16 protein-coding genes are annotated in these 22,638 nt (G+C 48.5%); 8 read left to right on the forward strand and 8 right to left on the reverse strand.

Going from position 1 to position 22,638, the window contains the following annotated elements:
• Nucleotides 1-81: 81 nt before the first annotated feature.
• From ACR1R9_RS29100 to ACR1R9_RS29110, 3 genes are all read right to left on the reverse strand, one after another.
• On the reverse strand, nt 82-1,788 hold the full coding sequence (locus tag ACR1R9_RS29100; RefSeq protein WP_076287443.1) for an amylo-alpha-1,6-glucosidase: 1,707 nt from the start codon (nt 1,786-1,788) through the stop codon (nt 82-84).
• Between the two features lie 284 nt (nt 1,789-2,072).
• Complete coding sequence (locus tag ACR1R9_RS29105; RefSeq protein WP_433948969.1) at nt 2,073-4,001, reverse strand: LTA synthase family protein; 1,929 nt, start codon at nt 3,999-4,001, stop codon at nt 2,073-2,075.
• A gap of 358 nt (nt 4,002-4,359) precedes the next feature.
• Nucleotides 4,360-4,857 carry an antibiotic biosynthesis monooxygenase family protein gene (locus tag ACR1R9_RS29110; protein ID WP_090994860.1) on the reverse strand — a complete coding sequence of 166 codons (498 nt, stop codon included), beginning with the start codon at nt 4,855-4,857 and terminating at the stop codon, nt 4,360-4,362.
• Nucleotides 4,858-4,995: 138 nt separating this feature from the next.
• Here ACR1R9_RS29110 and ACR1R9_RS29115 point away from each other — a divergent pair, with 138 nt between their 5' ends.
• The gene (locus tag ACR1R9_RS29115) at nt 4,996-7,317 is read left to right on the forward strand and encodes a helicase C-terminal domain-containing protein (RefSeq protein WP_433922117.1); all 2,322 of its coding nucleotides are present in this window, start codon (nt 4,996-4,998) and stop codon (nt 7,315-7,317) included.
• A gap of 166 nt (nt 7,318-7,483) precedes the next feature.
• Nucleotides 7,484-8,965 carry an alpha-amylase gene (locus tag ACR1R9_RS29120; RefSeq protein ID WP_099857299.1) on the forward strand — a complete coding sequence of 494 codons (1,482 nt, stop codon included), beginning with the start codon at nt 7,484-7,486 and terminating at the stop codon, nt 8,963-8,965.
• Between the two features lie 574 nt (nt 8,966-9,539).
• On the opposite strand, the gene ACR1R9_RS29125 is transcribed toward ACR1R9_RS29120, so the two are convergent.
• Entirely contained in the window at nt 9,540-9,821 is a 282-nt protein-coding gene (locus ACR1R9_RS29125; protein WP_076287447.1) for a hypothetical protein, read from the reverse strand.
• A gap of 57 nt (nt 9,822-9,878) precedes the next feature.
• On the reverse strand, nt 9,879-10,628 hold the full coding sequence (locus ACR1R9_RS29130; RefSeq protein ID WP_433922116.1) for an MBL fold metallo-hydrolase: 750 nt from the start codon (nt 10,626-10,628) through the stop codon (nt 9,879-9,881).
• Nucleotides 10,629-10,832: 204 nt separating this feature from the next.
• Here ACR1R9_RS29130 and uxaC point away from each other — a divergent pair, with 204 nt between their 5' ends.
• From uxaC to ACR1R9_RS29150, 4 genes are all read left to right on the forward strand, one after another.
• Nucleotides 10,833-12,275 (forward strand): glucuronate isomerase, encoded by a 1,443-nt coding sequence (uxaC, locus tag ACR1R9_RS29135; protein WP_433922115.1) that lies wholly within the window; start codon nt 10,833-10,835, stop codon nt 12,273-12,275.
• Nucleotides 12,276-12,465: 190 nt separating this feature from the next.
• Complete coding sequence (locus tag ACR1R9_RS29140; RefSeq protein WP_099857305.1) at nt 12,466-13,008, forward strand: MarR family winged helix-turn-helix transcriptional regulator; 543 nt, start codon at nt 12,466-12,468, stop codon at nt 13,006-13,008.
• Nucleotides 13,005-14,732, forward strand: coding sequence for an ABC transporter ATP-binding protein (locus ACR1R9_RS29145; protein WP_433922114.1), 1,728 nt, complete (start codon nt 13,005-13,007; stop codon nt 14,730-14,732). The genes ACR1R9_RS29140 and ACR1R9_RS29145 overlap by 4 nt, the downstream gene beginning before the upstream one ends.
• Nucleotides 14,729-16,609 (forward strand): ABC transporter ATP-binding protein, encoded by a 1,881-nt coding sequence (locus ACR1R9_RS29150; RefSeq protein WP_076287452.1) that lies wholly within the window; start codon nt 14,729-14,731, stop codon nt 16,607-16,609. Before ACR1R9_RS29145 ends, ACR1R9_RS29150 begins: the two co-directional genes overlap by 4 nt.
• A 99-nt stretch (nt 16,610-16,708) precedes the next feature.
• Here ACR1R9_RS29150 and ACR1R9_RS29155 read toward each other — a convergent pair whose 3' ends face one another.
• Complete coding sequence (locus tag ACR1R9_RS29155) at nt 16,709-17,299, reverse strand: hypothetical protein (RefSeq protein WP_099857309.1); 591 nt, start codon at nt 17,297-17,299, stop codon at nt 16,709-16,711.
• Between the two features lie 289 nt (nt 17,300-17,588).
• On the opposite strand from ACR1R9_RS29155, the gene ACR1R9_RS29160 reads away from it, so the two are divergent.
• On the forward strand, nt 17,589-18,800 hold the full coding sequence (locus tag ACR1R9_RS29160; RefSeq protein ID WP_310854098.1) for a serpin family protein: 1,212 nt from the start codon (nt 17,589-17,591) through the stop codon (nt 18,798-18,800).
• Nucleotides 18,801-18,813: 13 nt separating this feature from the next.
• On the opposite strand, the gene ACR1R9_RS29165 is transcribed toward ACR1R9_RS29160, so the two are convergent.
• Together ACR1R9_RS29165 and ACR1R9_RS29170 are read right to left on the reverse strand one after the other, a co-directional pair.
• On the reverse strand, nt 18,814-19,395 hold the full coding sequence (locus tag ACR1R9_RS29165; protein WP_175381495.1) for a GNAT family N-acetyltransferase: 582 nt from the start codon (nt 19,393-19,395) through the stop codon (nt 18,814-18,816).
• 84 nt (nt 19,396-19,479) lie between these two features.
• Nucleotides 19,480-20,019: a TetR/AcrR family transcriptional regulator gene (locus ACR1R9_RS29170; protein ID WP_310854097.1), complete on the reverse strand. Its 540-nt coding sequence runs from the start codon at nt 20,017-20,019 to the stop codon at nt 19,480-19,482.
• Between the two features lie 264 nt (nt 20,020-20,283).
• Here ACR1R9_RS29170 and ACR1R9_RS29175 point away from each other — a divergent pair, with 264 nt between their 5' ends.
• The gene (locus ACR1R9_RS29175; protein WP_310854096.1) at nt 20,284-22,515 is read left to right on the forward strand and encodes an MMPL family transporter; all 2,232 of its coding nucleotides are present in this window, start codon (nt 20,284-20,286) and stop codon (nt 22,513-22,515) included.
• Nucleotides 22,516-22,638: the final 123 nt, after the last annotated feature.

Here is a 22,638-nt window from a genome sequence, read left to right on the forward strand (position 1 = left end):
ATAAAATTTTTCGAGGAAACGGGAAAAGCACCTCCCCGGAAAGCTGTTTAAAACAGCAGCCAGGGACGTGCAATATTGGTTTTAGATTGTGTACTCGTGCCCCAGAACCAGAAACACACTCGATGTCCATGTGAATGCCCTGTCACGTAGGCCCTCACCGGTCAACGCATCGAAGTTCTCCGCCATACCACTCCGGCTAAGCATATTGCAGAAGCGGCGGGATACTTCCCGAGCCAGCTCCAGGTCACCGGCAGCAGCTACGCCCTCCACGAGCAGCATGGTTGATGGAGCCCAGATCGGTCCACGCCAGTACCCGTCTGGTATATAGTAAGGGCTGCTTATGCTCTCGGTTGCCCAACCATTTTCCGTCAGGAAGCGATTCTCCTCCCTGAGCCCTTCCAGAAGAAGATCTCTGATGGGTTCAGGCAGGCGTTTGCCCAGTAGAATCGGAATGAATAACAGCAGACTGTCTCCAGCTGAAGGTTCATGTGTACCTGAGCGTAAGGAGATAAATCTATCCTCTTTCCAGAAGTGGCTGATCATCTTCTCCAGCGTATCATCCGCCAGTTTTCTCCATTCAGAAGATTCCGTGGTAAGCCCAAGCAATCCAGCAATTTCAGCCAGAAGCTCTGTCTGGATAATCAGAAAGGCAGCTAAATCCGGACTTTCTACAGGAATGCCATTATTAAACGCGGTGCTGTTATCCCAGCCGGAATCATTACCGTGGTTATATTGGGGAATCCCATCACCATCATCATCACGATACCGGAACCACCATTTCGTCCACTTGGACAATGGGCCGTACACTTCACGAAGCTGCGCCTCGCGAATATAATCCGTACGTTGCATCATCCAAGCCAGTGTCCATCCGTGAATAGGAGGTTTGTTGCAGTTCCACAGCTCATATTTATCGTTCACAAAGTCAGGAATTAATCCACTCTCATCTTGCCGATCAAAAAAGATCATGAACTGGTCCCACGCCAGCTTTGGATCATGGCGAACAAGCGCCATCGCATTGAAACAGTGGTCCCAGCTCCATATATTTGTCATCCAGTTCTTTGACATATACATAGCTGGACGCGTCAGACAACCCTCCGCCGGAACGAGGCAGGACCAAGTAATGTAAGCCGCAAGCTCCCGCGCATCCTGCCAGCGATCAGGGATCGCAAGACTGCTGTCCAGCCAGTGGCTGAATTCAGTCCGAACCGCTTCTACGTCATCATCAAAGGACTCCCATTGTGGGCGAGGCTCCCATACTGTGCGGAACTCCTCAACGGCAAACTCAGCTGTATTCGTGTCTGTATCCGGATTGAACTCTGCGATTACGCGTGAGCTCTTGATTTTATCCCACGGCACTTCCAGCTTCATGTCACCTACAATTCCAGTCAGCATGAAGCGGCATTCATGGGTGAAGCTATTTACTTCCCAGCTGTTCTTATTCACCTCATATGCATAATCATAAGTTGACGGGATAAAGGTCAATCTGATCCCGCACCCTTCCGAACGGAATCGGACCGTGCGACTATCCGAAATACAGATTTCCGCAAAGATTGCGGGCTCTGGTGAATTCAGCTGGACAGTTTCTGGAGAAGCTTCTGTCGTGAATGGAATCGTCTGATTCTGCTGATCCAACAGTTCGATACGGAACGCCTCGCCAAATTTATCATCCCCACCCCGCACAGTTCGTAGGTAGAGGCCCTGCTGTCTATTCTTGCCTTCAGGCAGAAGAGAGACGGCAAGGAACGACTCTCTGCGGCTGAAGGGTACAAAGTTCAGATCGAATTTCATAATTCTCCTCCTTCAACAAGGAATAATACGCTTTCATTGTAAACCGCTGCTCAAGGGACAGGAACGTCCAGGTGTCTTCGCTAAAGAGGGGAATTTGTTGGCAATGGATGATTCGGGTGGTTATAGGTGTCTTTTTGTTAGAAAGTTGGGGAGAAAGGTGTTAGATATAGAGGTTAAAAGGAATGGAAAGAGCCCATGAATCAGGTCATTTCAGACCTATCATGGGCTCTTGTCTTTTTCATCATGAATTAAAAGTGAAAGATAATTTCATTGTGCATGTTGTATCATTTCACTGCATTTCGATTCGGTAACTGACTCAGATAACTGTTGGATAAGTGGAGAAGATCCAAAGCCCGTTCGTACTGTTCTTTCGTAATAAATTCGGAAGAGGTCGAGCCCTCTTCGGTTGGTATGGCAGATGCGGGCACGGCCGGTTCATCCTCTAGACTGTCCGGAATCGTCCCCTTCTCCTGATCAGGCTCTGCCGAAACGACATCCTGTCTCCCGGCATCCGCAAGAGAGTAATGAGTACCATCACCGTACCCCGTCTCAGGAACGAACAGTGAAGCATCGTTCAGTACGGAACCGGAGGGCAGATAATAGCGCTCTGGCAGCAGATTATTTCCCTCACGCAGCAAATCCTGCCCGAAATACAGTTGGTTCTGGAGAGAGGAACCGGTCAACCCGGCGATCGTTGGCAGAATATCCACCTGTCCTCCGATCTGTTCCAGCTGAGCTCCTGGCGTGATGCCAGGAGCCGTGACGATAAGTGGAATATTGATCATGTCCGCAGACGTGTACTCCCGACCGTAGATTTCCTGCATCAGCTTCTCGTCAGTCCGATCCAGCGAGTAGATAGGCAGACCCAGATGGTCACCATAAACGACCAGCAGGCTATTTTCCCATAGTCCACGTTCCTTAAGTCCCTCAATAAATTGTCCAACCGCCTGATCGGCATAATGCTGGGACACAAGATAATCCCCAGGCAACGTATTAACGTAGCGTTCCGGCAACGTCAGACTTTTTTTATCTTCTGGCAAATGGTAAGGATGGTGTGCAGACATGGATATGATTTGTGCATAGAAAGGTGACCCTGATGCCTGCATGGCCTCGAGTTTATCCAGTGTCTTGCTGTACAGCACTTCATCCGATGCCGAGAAGGCGATGGAATCCTCTGTTCCGAAATAATTGATGTCATAATACTGGTCGAATCCAAGCGCCTTGTATAACTGATCCCGATTCCAGAAGTGCACATCATTCGTATGGAATGTGGCTGTCTGATAACCGTTCGCGGACATTAGCCTGGGCAGACTTGGCAATTCCTTATTGGCATAGACGGTAGTTGCAGCCCCGTTGGGCGGCGTGTAAAACGATGTATTTACCACAAACTCGGCATCCGACGTATTTCCCTGTCCGACTTGCTGATAAAAGTTCGGGAAATACAGGCTTTGTCCCGCCAACTTATTCAAATTTGGGGTAACTTCTTGTCCGTCCACCTGCAATCCGATCAGGAAGTTCTGGAATGATTCGAGCTGGAGGACAATGACGTTGCGTCCTTTGGCTGCACCCTCCTTCACAACAGCGGGCAGTGCTGTCGTTTGTTTAATCTCGTCGATATGATTCTGATCGATTTGATCGAGGGGCACGGGTTTGTCAGGCCGATCAGCCAGGATGGTGTACGCTTCGTAACCAAGAATACCCATCTGCTCCGCCTGTGTAATCTCGCTCATACTCGCCCGATTGGGGTATATGTTGAGCATGCACAGCATCATCGATAGAATCAGAATGACTGAGGCAATCCGTCTTCTGACCCTTCGTTCAAGCGGCACTCTGCCTGGACGTTCAGTCCCGCCGAGCTTAATCCGCCGACGAATCAGAATCCCCGCGATAACCAGAATATCCGCAAAAATAAACAAATAATACGGATCGAGCAAAGAGAACATGCTGCTCTTGACCGAGGTTACCTGATTAACCTGTGCGAGCGCGTGATAATTAACAATGACCCCATAATATTTGTAATACATGATCGCTGCGAAGAAGATGCCCGATAGCACCAGATTTAGTCCGAGATAGAGCCACATCCGGCGTTTGGCTGCAAACCACTCAATCAGACAGAAGCAGATCCAGATCAGCGGCAACTCTGTCAGCAGCGGTTTCCAGACGGGGATGTCATCGAAGATCACAATCCAGGCCAGAGAGCTTTTGATCATCATAATAACGGTGAACACTATAAACGGTCCGCTTAGAAACCGGGTGAGTGAATTGCGTGACAAGTTACCGCCTTCCTTCCTTTCCGAAGTTTCATTTAACAAGTATTATGCTATCTCATGGTATGTCGTGTCAAAAGCACTGAACTTCTTGGTTACTCATTTCTTTTAATTATTGGAAAAAGGAAAGAGGCGCTTGGGGTCATTCATGACCTCACATATACAAAAAGCCCCTTCCATTGAGGAAGAGGCGGAAGGGGTTTCATTTTAAGTACAAATGATGCTTACCCAAAATGTAATCACCGTATAACTGTAGACTTGCATACAGGTTCTGGAGCATAACATCCGGTTTGCTCCCGTTCGTTTACTCTATAGTGAAGGTCGTGACGAATGAAGGTCTTGGAAACATGGTGGGCTTCTGTGCAGTCAGCCCTTCACTCGTGCTGCGGTTGCGGTGAGCATGGTTATAGGCTTGGGACTGCTGCCAGTTTTTGAAATGATCTTCGGACTGCCAAAGTGTAAGTACGACATACGTATCGTCCTTTAAAGGACGAAGCACACGAATGCCGACAAAGCCGGGTTCGTCTTCCACTTTGCGTGCACGGTTCTTGAAACGTTCCTCAAAGTCATTCCGTCCATCTTCGGTTACGGGTATATTGTTGAGAACGGCATAACCGCCGCCTGTCCAGGAGCCTGCGGCATCGAAGGCTTCATACGCCGCTACGTTGTCATCGGACTCAATGTTCATCAGACGTTCTGTCGATTCAATAGCTAAACGAACTTGTTCCTCACTGCGCAACGTCAGATGTGGATATGCAGCAAGTGCATCCGGAATCGGTGAAGGAACCAAATAGATATACATAGAAGATGCCTCCTCATTTAAGTACATTCCACTTCAACATAGCATATGGGAAGGGACGAGTCCAATCCGCTGATTGGCTGGTTTGAGCACTGCTTTTCGTGATAAAGTATAGTCACTACAAACAGAACGGGTGATCGCATGACAACCGCAATTCGAATATCAGTCAGGCCTTTGGTGGAATATGTGTACCGCAGTGGCAGCATACGTCCAGGGTTCCGCACCAATGCATCGATGCAGGAGGGAACTCGGATACACCAGCGGGTGCAGAAGGATTACACAGAAGAGGATTTGAAAGAAGTGGTTCTCGAAGTGGAACTGCAGCATGGAGACTTGACCTACGTGGTAGAGGGACGATGTGACGGACTGATTCGTCTGGATGGTCAACTGACGGTGGATGAGATCAAATCAACTGCCGGCAATCTGAACGATCTGGGCGATGGGGCCCCCGTACACTGGGCGCAGGCCATGATGTATGCCTATATGTACGCCGTTCAGCATGATGAACCCCGTATGCAGGTACAGCTTACATACGTGCACACCGTGAATAATGAGGAAAGACGGTTTCGGCGGATGCTGGAACGGCAGGAGCTAGAACAGTTTGCAGCAGAGTTGGTCGCTGGTTACGCACCATATGCAGAGATGATTGTGGCGTACGAAGAAAAGCGCGATATAAGCGTGCGAGAGCTGCCTTTTCCTTTTCGCAAATACAGGGAGGGACAGCGCAAGCTGGCAGGTGCCGTATACAAGACAATTCGCGAGGGACAGGGTCTGATGGCGAAAGCGCCAACAGGTATTGGCAAAACGATGTCCGTACTGTTTCCCACGGTCAAGGCCATTGGTGAAGGAGAAGCCAAACGATTGTTCTATCTGACCGCAAGAACGACGACGCGAGTGGCGGCAGAAGAGGCTTTTGCCCGGATGCAGGCGGAAGGCTTGAAGATGCATGTGATCAGTCTGACCGCGAAGGACAAGATCTGTTTCAAGGAAGAGGAAGCCTGTGATACGGGACAGTGTGGCATGTGTGAAGGATATTATGACCGTATTAACGGAGCTGTGCTGGATATGCTGGAACATGAGACGTTAATGACACGCCCGGTTATTGAACAGTACGCACGTAAGCATCGGGTATGTCCGTTTGAATTTTCACTGGATGCTGCGTATGCAGCCGATGCGGTGATCTGCGACTATAACTATATTTTCGATCCGCGTATCTCGCTCAAACGCATGCTGGAGGAGCAGAAGCGCAAGACGGTATTATTGGTCGATGAGGCACATAATCTGGTCGATCGGGGACGGATGATGTTTTCGGCAGAGCTGGAGAAGGCCGTCTTTTTGGATGTCAAAAGGGAATTCCAAACGCTGGGCAGCAGTGTGACCGCCGCCAAAGCTATTGCGGATCGAACGGGCGCCATAGACAAATACCTGATTACGCTCCGCAAAAACGGTGGAGATGAGGGCAAATTGCTGCAACAGGAGGCGCCGGAGGAACTGATTGAACTGCTGGAGCCTTTTGTCATGGTTGCGGAGCAATGCCTTGTTGAAGGCGGTTCGGGAAATGCCGAGACGGATGAATTGCTGCTGGCAGCCTATTTCACCGCACAGAATTTCCTGCGTATTGCCAAGCTCTACGATGAACGCTTCATTACTTATGCGGAATGTGTACGAAGTGAAGTGCGAGTGAAGCTGTTTTGCCTGGATCCATCCGTGCTGCTGCGCCAGACTGCCAAAGGGTTCCGCTCTACCATTCATTTCTCTGCGACATTGTCACCTCTTGGTTATTACCGGGATATGCTAGGTGCGGAGGAAGAGGATTATACCCTGCGTATTGCTTCGCCTTTCCAGCGGGAGCAGCTGGATGTGAGATTGCTGCCATTATCGATTCGCTACCGGGATCGTGAGAGATCCAGACAGCCTATTGCCAATATGCTGCGCCAATTGGTTGCCGAGTGGCCGCATAGCAACCTGCTCGTCTTTTTCCCATCCTATCCTTATATGCGCGAAGTACATGGCACGTATATGGAACAGCCTGGCGAGGCAGAAGTCGTGATGCAGGAGCAGGGCATGAGTGAAGAGGAACGGGAGGCGTTCCTGAACGCGTTCCAGCCACATCCTGAACGAACACGATTGGTATTTGCCGTTATGGGCGGTGTATTTTCCGAAGGTGTGGATCTGCCGGGTGATCGTCTGAATGGAGTTGTGGTGGTCGGGGCCGGACTTCCCCAGATTGGTCTGGAGAACAACGTACTCCGCGATTATTATAGTCGGACAGGGCGCAACGGATTCAATTATGCCTATGTTTTCCCCGGTATGAACAAGGTATTGCAGGCAGGTGGAAGGCTGATACGTACGGAAGAGGACAAGGGCGTACTGGTGCTGGTTGACGATCGTTTCACCGAGGAACCGTATCGATCATTGCTACCCGAGGAATGGCAGGACTACACACGAATTTCACCCCAATAACGATTTATAGCTAAAAGATCGATCGTAGACTTTTCAGCTTTCTTTTCTGTGCATGATTGAAGGATAGGCCGAAAAGGGTATTACTTGGATAGCATACGAACGAACAAGGACGATACAGATGCGTGCCGTGGTCCGCTTCGAAAGCAATCAAGGAGGTCGGTTGGGAATGAAGAGAAATCATACGATGATGCAGTTTTTTGAATGGCACCTGGCCGCAGACGGAAACCACTGGAAACGATTGGCCGAAATGGCGCCAGAACTGAAAGCCAAAGGCATTGACTCCGTGTGGGTGCCTCCGGTGACCAAAGCCGTATCTCCTGAGGATACCGGTTACGGCGTATATGACCTGTACGATCTGGGCGAATTTGACCAGAAAGGCAGCGTGCGCACCAAATACGGTACCAAGCAGGAACTGGTGGATGCGATTGCCGAGTGCCAGAAGAATGGTGTTGCCGTCTATGTGGATTTGGTGATGAACCATAAAGCGGGTGCGGATGAGACGGAAGTCTTCAAGGTAATTGAGGTCGATCCCAATGATCGATTGAAGGAAATCTCCAAACCGTTCGAGATTGAGGGTTGGACCAAATTCACATTTCCGGGTCGCGGAGATCAATACTCCTCTTTCAAATGGAACGCCGAACACTTCAACGGTACAGACTTTGATGCCAAGGAAGAACGGAGCGGTGTGTTCCGCATTGCAGGGGAGAACAAGAACTGGAATCAAAATGTCGACGATGAGTTCGGCAACTATGATTACCTGATGTTCGCCAATATCGATTACAATCACCCGGATGTCCGGCAGGAAATGCTCCAATGGGGAAAATGGCTCATCGATACGCTGCAATGCAGCGGTTTTCGACTGGATGCGATCAAGCATATCAACCACGAATTCATCAAGGAATTCGCTGCTGAGATGATCCGCAAACGGGGGCAGGATTTCTACATTGTGGGCGAGTTCTGGAACTCCAATCTCGATGCATGCCGTGAATTTCTGGATACGGTGGACTATCAGATTGATCTGTTCGATGTGTCCCTGCATTACAAACTTCATGAAGCCTCTCTGGCTGGGCGGGATTTCGATCTTTCCAAGATTTTTGATGACACTCTGGTGCAGACACATCCAACGCATGCCGTAACGTTTGTTGATAATCATGATTCCCAGCCGCATGAAGCGCTGGAATCCTGGGTGGGCGATTGGTTCAAGCCAAGCGCCTATGCGCTGACGCTGCTGCGTCGTGACGGTTATCCGGTTGTCTTTTACGGTGATTATTACGGCATTGGTGGTCCTGAACCTGTCGAGGGTAAGAAGGACATTCTCGACATTCTGATGTCAGCCCGTTACGACAAAGCTTATGGAGAGCAGGAAGATTACTTCGATCACGCGAACACGATTGGGTGGGTACGCCGCGGGGTGGACGAAATCGAAGGCTCCGGTTGTGCAGTAGTTATCTCGAATGGTGATGATGGTGAGAAACGGATGTTTGTTGGTGAACACCGTGCTGGTGAAGTCTGGACCGATCTGACGCACAGCTGCGAGGATAGCATTACTATTGAGAAAGACGGATGGGCCACTTTCCATGTATGTGGTGGGGGCGTCTCCGTGTGGGTTCTCCCGGATCAGGGTGAGGATCGTATAGACGCTGAGTAATAGAATGAAATATCGACAGTTAACTGCAGAAACGTACAGATAAATATGAAAAACAGTATACAGATCGTTAAACCACCTGAACAGGCTCATATGTTCAGGTGGTTTGCATTTTCTCAAGTACGACTAAAGCTCCATCCTAACGAACTCAGCGCACCTTATTTCCACTAAATTAGCGTTACGGGAATTCTAACGAATCTCAGTAACTTTATTATTCATGAAAACGATTAAAATAGTCCCAATTGGAGCAACACCATTAGACTAGAGTGTCTGAGATTCGTTAGAATATCGAAACCTCGAATTAACTCGGATAAGGCTTCTCATGTTCGTTATAGGCTAAAGGCAGAGATTGACAACAATATAAGCCATAGTTATACAGATATGTATATAAAAAATCTCCTATGGGCCGAATGATCAGCGAACAGAAGATTATTTTTATGCAGGCTGAGCCGTCTCCGAGGGCAAAAGAATATATATATAAAGTCATGGTAGAAAGAAGAATAAAAAAAGGCAGCACCCACCAGTTCCAAGTTAGGAAGTTGAGCAGGTACTGCCTGTTCAGGTAACTAAACATTAATCATGTACTTTCAAAATACTGATTCATCGTATCCCACATTCGATTGAACTCACTTCGTTCCAGTGAAAATGCTCCAGGCTTTTCAGGTTTATGATGAGAAGTAGGCTCAAAGTTTAAGTATTCAGTGTGTGTAGTACATTCATAGTTTTTGCTGTTGACAAGGAATTCAAATCTATCTTTAAAGGGTCTGTCCAATAATTTAACAACCATGATGTCTCCACTACTTGTGCTTCTTGCAGAAGAATATATCAAAAAGTAACCTTGTTCAAATCGATACTCCATAGCACTTACCTCCATTAGAATACAGAACAATTACGGTACCTATCCAATACTCTCTATTTACGCATTATCCAGTTTAAACGATTCCAGCGTGCCCACCATTCTTAGATCATGTTCTTGGTTGAAATGTGTCCGTTTATCCGCATCCGCGTATTCATCATGATAATGCATGAGCACGGTCTTCTGTCTCACTTCGGCAGGCAGTTGTTGCAGATCCTTCAGCGAGGTGTGTGATTTGATCACCAGATCATGCATATGACATTCGTGGAAAATGAGCTGTACGTCTGTGGCGGCCTGCTCTACCCGTTCCTGATCGAGCGTGCTGTCTGCGCTATAGTAGAAGTAGGGCTTTGCAAGAAGGCCGTTGCTGACCATGCCCGGCACGTGTTGTGTTCGAAAAGTCTCAAATGTTACGCCCCCCAGCTCAAATGTGCCTCCATCCGGTAAAGGTACAATATCATAATAGTCGCTCATCGTACGCTCCCCATCGGTTGTATAACGCATGCCTGGGGATAAAATATTCCATAACGGATCAACCAGTTCTTCGTGGATAAACAGACGTGGCTTGCGGTCGCCCACAATCTGTGAATAATATCCGAGCATCTGTACTCCGTTAATATGATCTTCATGCAGATGGGTGATAAACACATTATGAATATCTGTCATGGGATAGCCGTATTCCTTTAATGCTTTTGCGTTGGATTCCGGAAAATCAATCACCAGATGTGTATCGCCGAATTCGGCCAGCATACTGTTGTGGTGTTGCTCCACGCTGAACATGTCTCCTGTACCGAGAAATGTTATTTTCATCCATTTCATCTCCTTCTATCATCTTCAGATCAGCATCAATTAGATTAAAACCAGTATACCTTGTTCCAGTAAATATGCCTAAATCAACCTTTTGTGATAACGCTATCATTTTATATTGAACTTTGCGGGCAAACAGTGTAGCGTAAAGATTGGGAAGTAAACCCATATGAACGTAAACTCACCTAAAGGGAGCGTGCGAGGCGAATGAAGTCTTTTCTGGATGAACAATTTTTGCTGCACAATGAAACGGCGATCAAGTTATATGAGGACTATGCGAAGGACATGCCGATTATTGACTATCACTGCCACCTGAGTCCACAGGAAATCTACGAGAATAAAACCTTTGGCAATATTACAGAGGCTTGGTTATACGGTGATCACTACAAGTGGCGGCTGATGCGCGCAAACGGAATTGAGGAGCAATACATTACGGGTGGAGAGGGCGTAACCGATTACGATCGTTTTCTGGCGTATGCCAAAACCGTACCGATGATGATTGGTAACCCGCTGTACGCGTGGTCCCATCTGGAATTACAGCGTTATTTCGGTGTCTATGAAGTGTTGAATGAGACGAGCGCCCCGGCCATCTGGGAAAAAGTAAATGCCAAGCTGAACAGTGACGGATTCGGTGCACGTGATCTTATTACCAAATCCAATGTTACCGTGGTATGCACGACGGATGATCCATGTGATTCCTTAGAATATCACCTGAAGATTCAGGAGATTGAAGGATTCGATGCCGCAGTATTGCCTTCATTCCGTCCAGATAAAGGATTGGAATTGAACCGTGAAACCTTCTCGGAATGGGTAGGCAAGTTGTCGCAGGCAGCCGGTACGGAGATTTCCGATTATGACTCATTCCTCTCCGCTCTGGAATCACGGGTAGAATTCTTCCACTCCGTAGGAGGCCGGGTGTCTGACCATGCACTTGATTATGTACCTTTTGGTGCGGCTACACGGGAGGAAGCAGCGGCTATATTTGCCAAAGCTCTCTCTGGGCAGAAGGTCAATCGTGAGGAAGAGGACAAGTACAAGACGGTAACGTTGACTTTCCTCGGTAAACTGTACGCAGATCGGGGCTGGGTGATGCAATTCCATATTAATGCTGCCCGCAACAATAATAGTCGGATGTTCGCACAGCTTGGCCCGGATACCGGATATGATGCGGTGAATGATACGCCACTTTCTTCAGCAGTCATCGGCCTGCTAGATGCACTTGATCAGGAGAAGGCGTTACCTAAAACAATCCTGTATTCCCTAAACCCTCGGGATAATGAAGTGCTTGCAGCGATTATCGGCAGTTTCCAGGGCGGCGGCATTCCAGGCAAAATTCAGCTTGGCGCAGCCTGGTGGTTCAATGATACGAAGGACGGTATGCTTGCTCAAATGAAGGCGCTGGCGAATGTCGGTCTAATCAGCCGTTTTGTCGGCATGCTGACCGATTCCCGCAGTTTCCTCTCGTACACAAGACATGAGTATTTCCGCCGTCTGGTCTGCAACCTCATCGGTGAATGGGCCGAACAGGGCGAGGTACCGCATGATATGGAGCTGCTTGGACAGATCGTACAGGGCATTGCCTACAACAATGCGAAGGAGTATTTCCCTTTTGCTTCCGCACTCAAAACGGTATCTGCTTCGCAGTCCTGATCCGTTCAAAACCGTGGCTTTAAAGTCACGGTTTTTTGTTGTGCATTTGCTGTTTGACATTCAACTTTTGCAGGAATATACTTAGTACACCTAATTAATTGATTGGCTATTTAATTGGAATGCTATTTAATAGATGTCCTATGATGTTGGACCTCTATGGAATGATAATGAAATTAAAGGGGGGACAATAATGACTGGCATAGATCCGGTTGCCCAGAAGCTTTTGTATTCCATTATGCAGTTTAATAAAGGCAAATGGAGGCAACATAAACCACACGGGCGTAATCACAATGAAATTATGGTTCTGGGTTGTTTGCTCCACGGCATGCATCCGGGGGAACGATTGAATTGGCAGGATAATCCTCCTAATTTCAATGACACGCTACAATCGAATCATCCAGGACTGAAAGTATCAGAAATTAGTGCTTTGTTGCGTGTGAAATCGCCTACGATTACTCCTGTCATTCGGGGGCTTGAAGACGAAGGCCTGGTCGAACGAACGATGGACCCAGAGGATCGTCGCGCAGTCCGCATTACCATTACCGAAGCAGGTCGTGAAATTATTCGGGCGGCTCATCAGGAGCGTATGGAGATATTCAATAAGCTCGTTGAGCATCTGGGTGAGGAAGACAGTCTTCAATTAGCGGAGTTGTTGACCAAGGTGTACACCTTTTTTGATACAAAGGTTTCCCAACAGATGGATGCTTCCACACAAGGAGATGATAAGCCATGATGAAATTGTTTCGCATGCTTAAGCCTTACCGAATCCCCATTTTCTTCATATTGGGTCTGGTGTTGTTACAGTCGCTAGCTGAACTGTATTTGCCAACCCTGATGGCAGACATCGTTAATGGCGGCATAGTAAAAGGAGATGTTCCGTACATCTGGCAGATTGGTGGCTGGATGCTGTTAATTGCTGTAGCAGGCACGGCCTGTTCTGTAACGGCCAGTTATCTTTCCTCCCGTACAGCGGGTGGATTTGCCAAACAGCTGCGCAGCAGAGTGTTCCGCCATGTGGAGAACTTTTCGCTGCAGGAATTTGATAAATTGGGTACAGCCTCGCTGATTACCCGTACCACAAATGATATTACGCAGGTTCAGAACGTATTAACGATGATGCTGCGCATGATGGTTATGGCACCGATGATGTGTATCGGTGGTATCTTCATGGCGGTATCCCAGGATGCCAAATTATCGACCATTTTCCTGGTGGTCTTGCCTGTACTGGCTGGGGCTATCGCCCTGATTGGTGCCAAAGGTCTGCCTTTGTTTAAACAAATTCAGAAAAAACTCGACCGACTCAACTTGGTCCTGCGTGAACAACTAACAGGAATTCGTGTGGTGCGTTCCTTTAATCGTGGGGAACATGAGCGTGTTCGCTTCAATGGAGCCAATACGGATCTGCGAGATGTCTCCATTAAAGTGAATGTGCTCATGGCAACACTAATGCCCGTCATGATGCTGGTTATGAACTTTTCAATGATTGCCATCTTGTATTTCGGTGGACAGCGTATTGACAGTGGAAATATGAATATTGGTTCATTAATTGCCTTTATTCAGTATGCGATGCAGATCATGTTCTCCCTCATTATGGTCTCCATTATCTTTGTCATGATTCCAAGAGCTTCGGCTTCGGCAGAACGGATCAACGAGGTATTGGATATGCATCCGGATCTTAGCAATCCAGATCAGCCTCGTCATATGAAATCTCTGCAAGGTACGATTGAGTTCGATAACGTGACATTCCGTTATCCGGGTGCAGAAAATGCTGCGTTGTCAAGTATTTCATTTACGGCACGCCCGGGTGAAACCACAGCCATTATTGGGGGTACGGGCTCAGGTAAATCCACATTGCTCAGTCTCATTCCACGTTTCTATGATGTAACGGATGGTAGTGTACGGGTAAATGGAATAGATGTACGTGAGCTACGGCAGGAAGATTTGCGTGCCAAAATCGGATTTGTACCGCAAAAAGCGGTTCTTTTCACCGGAACGATTACGGAGAATATCAGGCACGGGAAGGAAGACGCGACCATGGAGGAAATTGTTCGAGCCGCTCAAACGGCTCAGGCAGAGAACTTCATTACGGAGATGAAAGACGGTTACGACAGCGTCATTGCGCAGGGAGGTAACAACGTATCCGGTGGACAGAAGCAGCGTTTGTCCATTGCACGCGCACTGGTTCGCCGTCCTGAAGTATATATTTTTGACGACAGCTTCTCGGCACTTGACTTCAAAACCGATGCCAAACTTCGTGCTGCCCTGAAGTCCGAAACAACTGAAGCAGCAGTGCTTATTGTGGCTCAGCGCGTAAGTACGGTTATGGATGCAGATCGCATTCTGGTTATGGATGAGGGACGGATTGTCGGTTCGGGAACGCATAAAGAGCTGCTGGAGCACAATGAAGTATATCGCGAGATTGTATCCTCCCAGCTGACAGAGGAGGAGATCGCATGAGTGAACGTACAGAACGCAAGTCATCTCGTCCCCCTGGCGGGCCGGGTCATCCCGGAGGCGGAATGGGCATGCGGCCTCCCGTGGAGAAAGCGAAAGACTTTAAAGGTACACTGCGGCGCTTGATGCGTTATCTTCAACCCCACAGCTATCGTTTGCTGGGTGTGCTAGTTGCTGCAATTCTAAGTACCGTGTTCAGCATTATCAGTCCTAAGGTTATGGCAGAAGGGACGGATATTCTCAGTAAAGGTGCTATTGCCATCCTTCAGGGTGTACAGGGGGCCGGGATTGATTTTCCTGCCTTGATGAAGGTTTTGTATCTGCTTGGGGGACTCTATCTGTTCAGTGCAGCTTTCATGTACATTCAGCAATACCTGATGGCTGGTGTAGCTCAGCGAGTTGTGTACGACATGCGTGAGCAGATCAGTGCCAAGGTTGGACGTCTGCCGCTGAAATATTTTGACTCCCGTACCCACGGAGAAACATTAAGCCGGGCGACAAACGATGTGGACAACATCAGTAATACACTCCAGCAAAGTTTGGCGCAATTTATTACGTCTGTAGTTACCATTGTCGGAGTTATCATCATGATGTTGACCATAAGTCCATGGATGACCCTCATTACCATTTTGACACTGCCATTAAGCGTGGTAGTAGTTATGCTGGTGGCATCCCGTTCGCAAAAACACTTTGCAGGCCAGCAGAAATCACTTGGTGAGTTGAACGGTCATGTCGAGGAAATGTACACCGGACACAAAGTGGTTAAAGCCTTTGGACGGGAAGAACATTCGGTAGAACAGTTCGAAAAAGTGAACGAAGAGCTGTATGAATCCGGTTGGAAAGCCCAGTTTATCTCGGGGATTATCATGCCACTGATGACGTTTGTAGGTAACCTTGGTTATGTGCTGATCTGTGTGGTCGGCGGGATCTTTGTTACACGTGGTGCCATCTCCATCGGGGATATCCTTGCATTCACACAGTACTCCCGTCAGTTCACTCAGCCGATTAACCAGATTGCCAACATCTCGAATATCATTCAGTCCACTATCGCTTCAGCGGAGCGGGTATTTGAATTGCTGGATGAAGAGGAAGAGGTTCCAGAGTCTTCGAAACCAGTACAATTGCAGCATCCACAGGGTGCCGTTGCATTCCATGGTGTGAATTTTGGATATAAAGCGGATGAGTTACTCATTCAAAATATGAATATTGATGTAAAACCGGGACAGACGGTAGCCATTGTCGGGCCGACTGGAGCGGGGAAAACAACATTGATCAACCTCCTGATGCGTTTCTATGAAATTCAGGACGGCCAAATTACGATTGACGGCGTTAATATTGTGGACATGGAACGCGGCAAGCTGCGCAGCCTGTTTGGGATGGTACTTCAGGACACATGGCTGTTCAACGGAACGATCCGTGACAACATCGCCTATGGTCGAGAGGGCGCAACGGAAGAGGAAGTCATTAAAGCAGCCGATGCGGCCCATGCTGATCACTTCATTCGTACCTTGCCTGATGGATATGATACGGTGCTGAATGAAGAAGCCTCGAACATCTCACAGGGCCAGAAGCAACTGCTGACGATTGCGAGAGCGATTCTGGCAAATCCGGCCATTCTGATTCTCGATGAAGCGACGAGCAGTGTCGATACACGGACCGAAGTGTTCATCCAGAAAGCGATGAATGATCTAATGAAGGATCGCACCAGCTTTGTCATTGCCCACAGATTGTCCACCATTCGCGGAGCCGATCTGATTCTTGTCATGGATCATGGTAATGTGATTGAGCAGGGTAATCATGAGGAATTGATGGAGAAGCAAGGCTTCTATGCTGATTTGTATAACAGTCAGTTTACGGAGCAACAGCCACAGGCGATCTGATCCTAAATGGCGTTAACATAATAGCCGGGTGCACCCATTGGGTGCACCCGGCTATTTGTTTGCTACCGCGGCTAGTCTCACGGTATCGTTTTTCTTTCCTTAACCCTCTTTCGAATCTTCTGGAGCTTTATCTTCGTTCACGCCGGAAGACGTCTTTACTTCCAGCTTCGGATCTTCGCCTGCTTCCTCAAGCGCAGAAGGTGCCGGTTCGCCCGGTATTAATTCACGCTGCTCAATCATGCGTTTTACGACCTCATAACAGTCCTCAACATGTTTGTTGCCAACATATCGCATGGCCGTGAAGCTGAGCGCGGCTGCCAATCCCTGACCTGCAAAAGGGACGAATTTGGCGACCGATTTGGTAGCTACGCGTACTCCGACCCTTTTCAGAACCTGTACGACCAGTTCTTTGGTTACCATACGTCCGATGACTTTACTTCCGATGGACATGACGAATCCGTAAATCATGGATTTGGTCTCAGGGTCCATACCGTCGAGCTGCTTTTGCGATAATCCGAATTTATTGTTAATGGCAGGCAGTAGCTGCATGAGCATTCCCACATCAGCCAGGACGTCTGTGCCTGGAAGAGGAACGAGTGTTGTACCGGCGGAAGCGGTAGCTCTCTTTTTGACCATGGTGCGGCATTCCTTGCGAACTTGCTCCAATTGTTCCAACGTTGCCGGAATCATAGGGAATCCCTCCATTCGTATATGGTATAGATATAACCGTTTTGACTCGTTTTGAATGGTGTTTTCTTCAGTAGAAATTGGTGACCTTGGCATATGAGTGTAAAGTAACCTTTTTCCTCAACCGTACGTCTAGTAAAAAAAGGAAATCAGTGCATTGCTATGACGGGTATCTGAGTATTACGGATGAGGGGGGATTTCGATGCATGCACGGTTAGGAGTATTACTGTTATTATGCTGTATAAGTGGGCTGATCATTACGAGCTGTTCAGCAAAGGGGGACCCAAACAAGATGCAATCTAATTCGAATCAGGAGTTATCCGAGTCAGAACGAAAAGCTGCTCTGAAAGAGATCGAACCCGAAAGAATCCAAGCCATGAACACCATGGGGCTGCATATTCTTCAACAGATGGGTACAAAAGAAAAAGCTGACGGGAATAATCTGCTGATCTCTCCTTACAGTATTACGGCGGCAATTGGCATGGCATATAACGGCAGTGTAGGTGAGACTAGGCAAGAGATGGCAAAGGTCATGGGCTGGTCGGGGCTAGAAATGGAGCAAGTAAATGCTTTTCAAGCGGCTTTGCAGCAGTTGTTGACCCATCCGGGAAAAGGAATACAGATCGGTATTGCGAACTCCATGTGGGTGAAGCACGGAATCCCGGTAGAGGAAACGTACCAAACAGCCGTACAGCAAACGTATGAAGCCGAAATCAGGACACTCAATGGACAACCAGCACAAGCAAAGGAAGAGATTAATCAATGGGTGAAGCAGCACACCAACGGCATGATTCCAAATTTGATGCAGGAGCCGCCCGAAAAGGAAGCTCTGATGATTCTGGTGAATGCCATTGCATTTGATGGTAATTGGATGGATGAGTTTGACCCGGAGTACACGACGGACGAAGAGTTTAAGCTGGCCAATGGAAAGGACCTGTCTGTGCGGATGATGCATCAGACAAAGCAGTTCCAATACTCTGAGAATGAGGATTGGCAGGCGGTTAGACTGCCTTACGGAGATGGCCAGATGCATCTGCTTGTCGTTTTGCCGCGAGAGGGGCGTACGCTGGATGAGGTTCAGCAGCAGTTGCTGGATGACCCAAAACGGCTTGATCGCGGCTCCGAATATAGCTTAGTTGAGCTGTCCTTGCCACGTTTTCGTGCGGAGTATGGCATGAACCTGAAAGAAACGTTGCAGCAGATGGGGATGGAAATAGCCTTTGATCCGTATGCCGCCAATTTCACGGAAATGATTTCTCCCGGGCCGAACTTGCAAGCATACATTGGTCAGGTACTGCATCGTGCCGTGATGGAAGTGAGCGAGCAAGGGACTGTAGCTGCTGCTTCAACATTAGTGGGAATGGCGGCTGGAAGTGCTCCACCAACGGATCTGGTGAGGATGGATGTGAATCGTCCATTTATGGTCGCTGTAGTGGATAAATCCACTGGAGCATGGTTATTTGCCGGGAACGTAAACCAACCGGAAGAAATCCCCTCCCGGTAGCACGTAGTCTTCGTTATCTAAGTCTGCTGACATGCCGCTCTCGAAATTCATTCTCGAGCATGCTCATCTGAATGGCATCGTGATATTGATGATTGTAATACAAGGCCTCTCGCCGTACACCTTCACGTTGAAATCCTAGTTTCTCATATGTACGAATCGCACGTTGATTGAAGGCATACACTTCAAGCTCGATTCGGTGCAGATTGCAGATACCGAAGCCGTAGTCCAACATAAGCAGCAATGCCTCGCTACCATAGCCTTTTCCTTGATGCTCTGTATGATCAATGGCGATCCGAATATGTGCACTGAGATTTTTGGTATGTAGGTCCATCAGGGCAATCTCCCCGATGACCTGGTCATTCTCCTGCAAGGCGATCAGCAGCATCAAGCGTGAGTCATCCTGGGCCGCGTTTTCGATGTAGCGTTCTACTTGGGTACGGGTGAAGCTGTTTTGTGTTCCAGTAAGTCTGCGCATCTCGGCGTCAAACAATCCGGGAAAATAGATATCAACATCAGTCGATTCAAATGGACGAAGATAGATGCGCTTCGTTTCCAACAGACGTGGGATGCGCGGGGATGGTGTTGGTTGGGACATGGGTTATTCCTCCTGTGAGTTCAAGTCGTCATGCAGGACCGATCGAACTGATGTCGCGGCATTGGCAAAAGCATGGAGAGATCTTTAAGCCTTGTGAGCGGCTCCGTCCAAAAATAAAGCTACCAGTTCACGTGCCAGATCGGCAATTGTTGCATGCATGTCGCGCACGTCTTCACGGTTTGCCAGCATCAGCAAGGACGTGAACGCGTGGGCAAGCAGCATCGGATTGGCAGATCGCAAATAACCGTTGTCCATCTCCTGCTTAAAGTGGGTGGCGAGGACTTCATAGATGCGTACTTCGGCTTCACGGATCTGGGCCAACTGATCTGCATCCAAATAGGTATTGGCTTCACGCATCATGGTCTCGGTATCGACGTGAGATTGTTGCATCCGTCCTTCCGCAACTTTCTCCAGTCTTTCTTGTAATGTACCGGGTGCATCCATACGAAGAGCTGTCTGCTGCATGCCCATGGCCATCATACTGGTGATGGCGACGGTGAATAGCTGCGGCTTGCTGGAAAAATGATAATAAATTGATGCTTTGGTCACGCCGCATAGCGAGGCGATTTGCTGGAGAGAGACGGGCTCATACCCGTATTCCATAAATAGCCGCGAGGCGGTCATCAGTATTTTTGACTGGACTGATGCCTGATCGGCATCGGCTTTGGGCCTGCCCGGCGAGCGGGGAGGGTTCGTTTTTTTGCTCATGGTTGCATACCTCTTTACTTATTCATGTTGGCTGTACAAAAGTGTTCACAAAATTAGTATTTGCAATATTAACCTTCCGGTATATATAATTAAGTCAATTATACTATGACCCGTGGTTCATTTCTATATTTATCACATAAAAACGGCTTCATAGAACCAAAATAGGGAGATGAAGAGACAATGCAAGAAGGTTCGGGCTACGGCCGCTGGGTTGCCGGCAAACGAAGCAAATGGATTACACTGTTGGTATGGATCATCGTCGCGGTTGTACTTGGTGTGGTGTGGCCTGCTGTTGGTGATCGTGAAACGAATAACGCGCAGGATCTGAGTGATTCCAAGCCATCGGTGCAGGCGGCAGCAGTTGCCCAGAAAGAATTTCCCGGCGGCGAAGGTGTTCCCGCCCTCATCGTCTGGCGTCAAGCCGGCGGTCTGACGGATGAACAGATTAAGAACATTCAGGCGTTAACGGAGCGACTGGATCAAGATCCGGTGGAGCAGCAGCAATCTGTGGTTCCGCTATATCAGTTGCCGCCACAGGCTCTGAAAGGTCAGCTTTCGGAAGACGGAAGCACCTTGGTTATGCCGCTATTTTTCAATCAGGAAGCTGATTCGTCACAGTTGAAAGAGGGCATTGCAGCGCTGGAGCAGAAAACGAAAGACATTTTTGGCTCCGACCCATTTGACGTTGCCATTGATGATGCCAGCGCACTAAGCGCGCGGGTTACAGGCCCGGTTGGGATATCAATTGATGCGAGCGGATTATTCTCATCTGCGGATGTATCCCTGCTGATTGCAACAGTTGTGCTGGTACTCGTGCTGTTGCTGTTGATCTACCGTTCGCCCGTACTGGCGATTATCCCGATTATTGCAGTTGGGTTCGCTTATATGGTCACTAGTCCGATTCTCGGATTTATGGCGGATCAGGGCTGGATTACAGTGGACGCGCAGTCCATCTCGATTATGACAGTGCTGTTGTTCGGTGCAGGTACGGACTATTGTCTGTTCATGATCTCCAGATTCCGTCAAATTCTCTATCATGAGTCGGATAAAAAGAAAGCACTCTTCCAGGCGATTACCGGATCGTCCGGTGCGATTGCCATGAGTGGATTTACAGTTGTTGCAGCACTGCTTGTACTGCTGTTCGCAGAATATGGTGCCTATCACCGTTTTGCAGTACCATTCAGTTTATCCATCTTCATCATGTTTATTGCGAGCCTGACGCTGGTTCCGGCTTTGCTGGCGATCTTCGGTCGGGGTTCATTTTACCCGTTTGTACCGCGTACGCATGATATGGAAGTAGAACGTGCGAAGAAAAAAGGCAAACCAGCGCCTGCTCCGCGTAAAATCAAGGAAAGCTGGATTGGCCGTACAGTAGTAACCAAACCGTGGACAGTACTGGCGATTACGCTGGTGTTGTTGGGTGGACTGGCTGCTTTCTCTAGCCAAATAAAATTCACGTATGACTTGTTATCGTCCTTCCCGGAGAATGTTGCATCTCGTGAAGGTTTCAAAGTCATTGGAGAACAGTTCTCGGAAGGTGAACTCGCTCCGGCGAAAGTGATTATCGATACAGAAGGCAGCGAGACAGATCTGAAACAACGTCTGGAATCGCTGGATTACGTAAGCAAGGTAGGTGAAGCGCAGCAGGGTGCTGAGAATGCAAACATCACCGCTTACGATGTGGAATTCAATCTGAATCCATACTCGATGGAGGCGATGCAACATATCCCGGATCTGCGGGCAACGGCTGAACAGGCATTGAAAGATGCTGGAATAACAAGCGTGGACAGCCATGTCTGGATCGATGGTCAGACGGCTGAGCAGTATGATATCGAAGTCACTGGAGAGCGGGATGCCAGCATCATTATCCCAGTGGTAATCGGAATGATCACATTGCTGTTGCTGTTATACCTGCGTTCCGTCGTAGCGACGGCGTATCTGATTGCCACAGTAGTACTGTCCTATTTCTCCGCACTGGGCCTTGGCTGGCTCATTATCCACTATGGACTGGGGGCAGACGCCATTCAGGGAGCGATTCCGCTGTATTCCTTCGTATTCCTTGTGGCGCTGGGTGAAGACTACAACATCTTCATGATCTCAAGCATCTGGCAAAAACGCAAAACGATGCCACTTCGCCAAGCGATCAAGGAAGGTGTGGGTGAAACCGGATCTGTAATTACTTCCGCAGGACTGATTCTCGCAGGTACATTCGCCGTACTGGCAACACTGCCTATACAGGTGCTGGTGCAGTTCGGTATTATCACGGCTGCGGGTGTCTTGCTCGATACGTTCCTTGTTCGACCGTTCATGGTGCCAGCCATTACTACGTTGCTGGGCAAATGGGCTTTCTGGCCAGGCAAGTATGTGCCTGTTGCAGAGAAAGCCAAAGAGAAACAAAAACAATCCATGTAATTGATGGATAGATTCAGACAAGGACAGTGGGGACCTCAAGCCTACTGTCCTTTTTTTACCATTTTTATATTGGAGTGCAGGTTGATCCGGGTATATGCTGAGATGGAATGGAGGAACTGTAAA

This window comes from Paenibacillus taichungensis (genome assembly GCF_050994985.1).
Lineage (GTDB): Bacteria > Bacillota > Bacilli > Paenibacillales > Paenibacillaceae > Paenibacillus > Paenibacillus taichungensis.

Bases quoted from the DNA above. Each gene is read 5' to 3' on its own strand.
- ACR1R9_RS29105 (WP_433948969.1), bottom strand. From the start codon at position 4,001: ATGATGATCAAAAGCTCTCTGGCCTGGATTGTGATCTTCGATGACATC.
- ACR1R9_RS29175 (WP_310854096.1), top strand. From the start codon at position 20,284: ATGCAAGAAGGTTCGGGCTACGGCCGCTGGGTTGCCGGCAAACGAAGC.
- ACR1R9_RS29150 (WP_076287452.1), top strand. From the start codon at position 14,729: ATGAGTGAACGTACAGAACGCAAGTCATCTCGTCCCCCTGGCGGGCCG.
- uxaC (WP_433922115.1), top strand. From the start codon at position 10,833: ATGAAGTCTTTTCTGGATGAACAATTTTTGCTGCACAATGAAACGGCG.
- ACR1R9_RS29100 (WP_076287443.1), bottom strand. From the start codon at position 1,788: ATGAAATTCGATCTGAACTTTGTACCCTTCAGCCGCAGAGAGTCGTTC.
- ACR1R9_RS29160 (WP_310854098.1), top strand. From the start codon at position 17,589: ATGCAATCTAATTCGAATCAGGAGTTATCCGAGTCAGAACGAAAAGCT.
- ACR1R9_RS29115 (WP_433922117.1), top strand. From the start codon at position 4,996: ATGACAACCGCAATTCGAATATCAGTCAGGCCTTTGGTGGAATATGTG.
- ACR1R9_RS29125 (WP_076287447.1), bottom strand. From the start codon at position 9,821: ATGGAGTATCGATTTGAACAAGGTTACTTTTTGATATATTCTTCTGCA.
- ACR1R9_RS29140 (WP_099857305.1), top strand. From the start codon at position 12,466: ATGACTGGCATAGATCCGGTTGCCCAGAAGCTTTTGTATTCCATTATG.
- ACR1R9_RS29145 (WP_433922114.1), top strand. From the start codon at position 13,005: ATGATGAAATTGTTTCGCATGCTTAAGCCTTACCGAATCCCCATTTTC.
- ACR1R9_RS29155 (WP_099857309.1), bottom strand. From the start codon at position 17,299: ATGATTCCGGCAACGTTGGAACAATTGGAGCAAGTTCGCAAGGAATGC.
- ACR1R9_RS29110 (WP_090994860.1), bottom strand. From the start codon at position 4,857: ATGTATATCTATTTGGTTCCTTCACCGATTCCGGATGCACTTGCTGCA.
- ACR1R9_RS29165 (WP_175381495.1), bottom strand. From the start codon at position 19,395: ATGTCCCAACCAACACCATCCCCGCGCATCCCACGTCTGTTGGAAACG.
- ACR1R9_RS29170 (WP_310854097.1), bottom strand. From the start codon at position 20,019: ATGACCGCCTCGCGGCTATTTATGGAATACGGGTATGAGCCCGTCTCT.
- ACR1R9_RS29120 (WP_099857299.1), top strand. From the start codon at position 7,484: ATGAAGAGAAATCATACGATGATGCAGTTTTTTGAATGGCACCTGGCC.
- ACR1R9_RS29130 (WP_433922116.1), bottom strand. From the start codon at position 10,628: ATGAAAATAACATTTCTCGGTACAGGAGACATGTTCAGCGTGGAGCAA.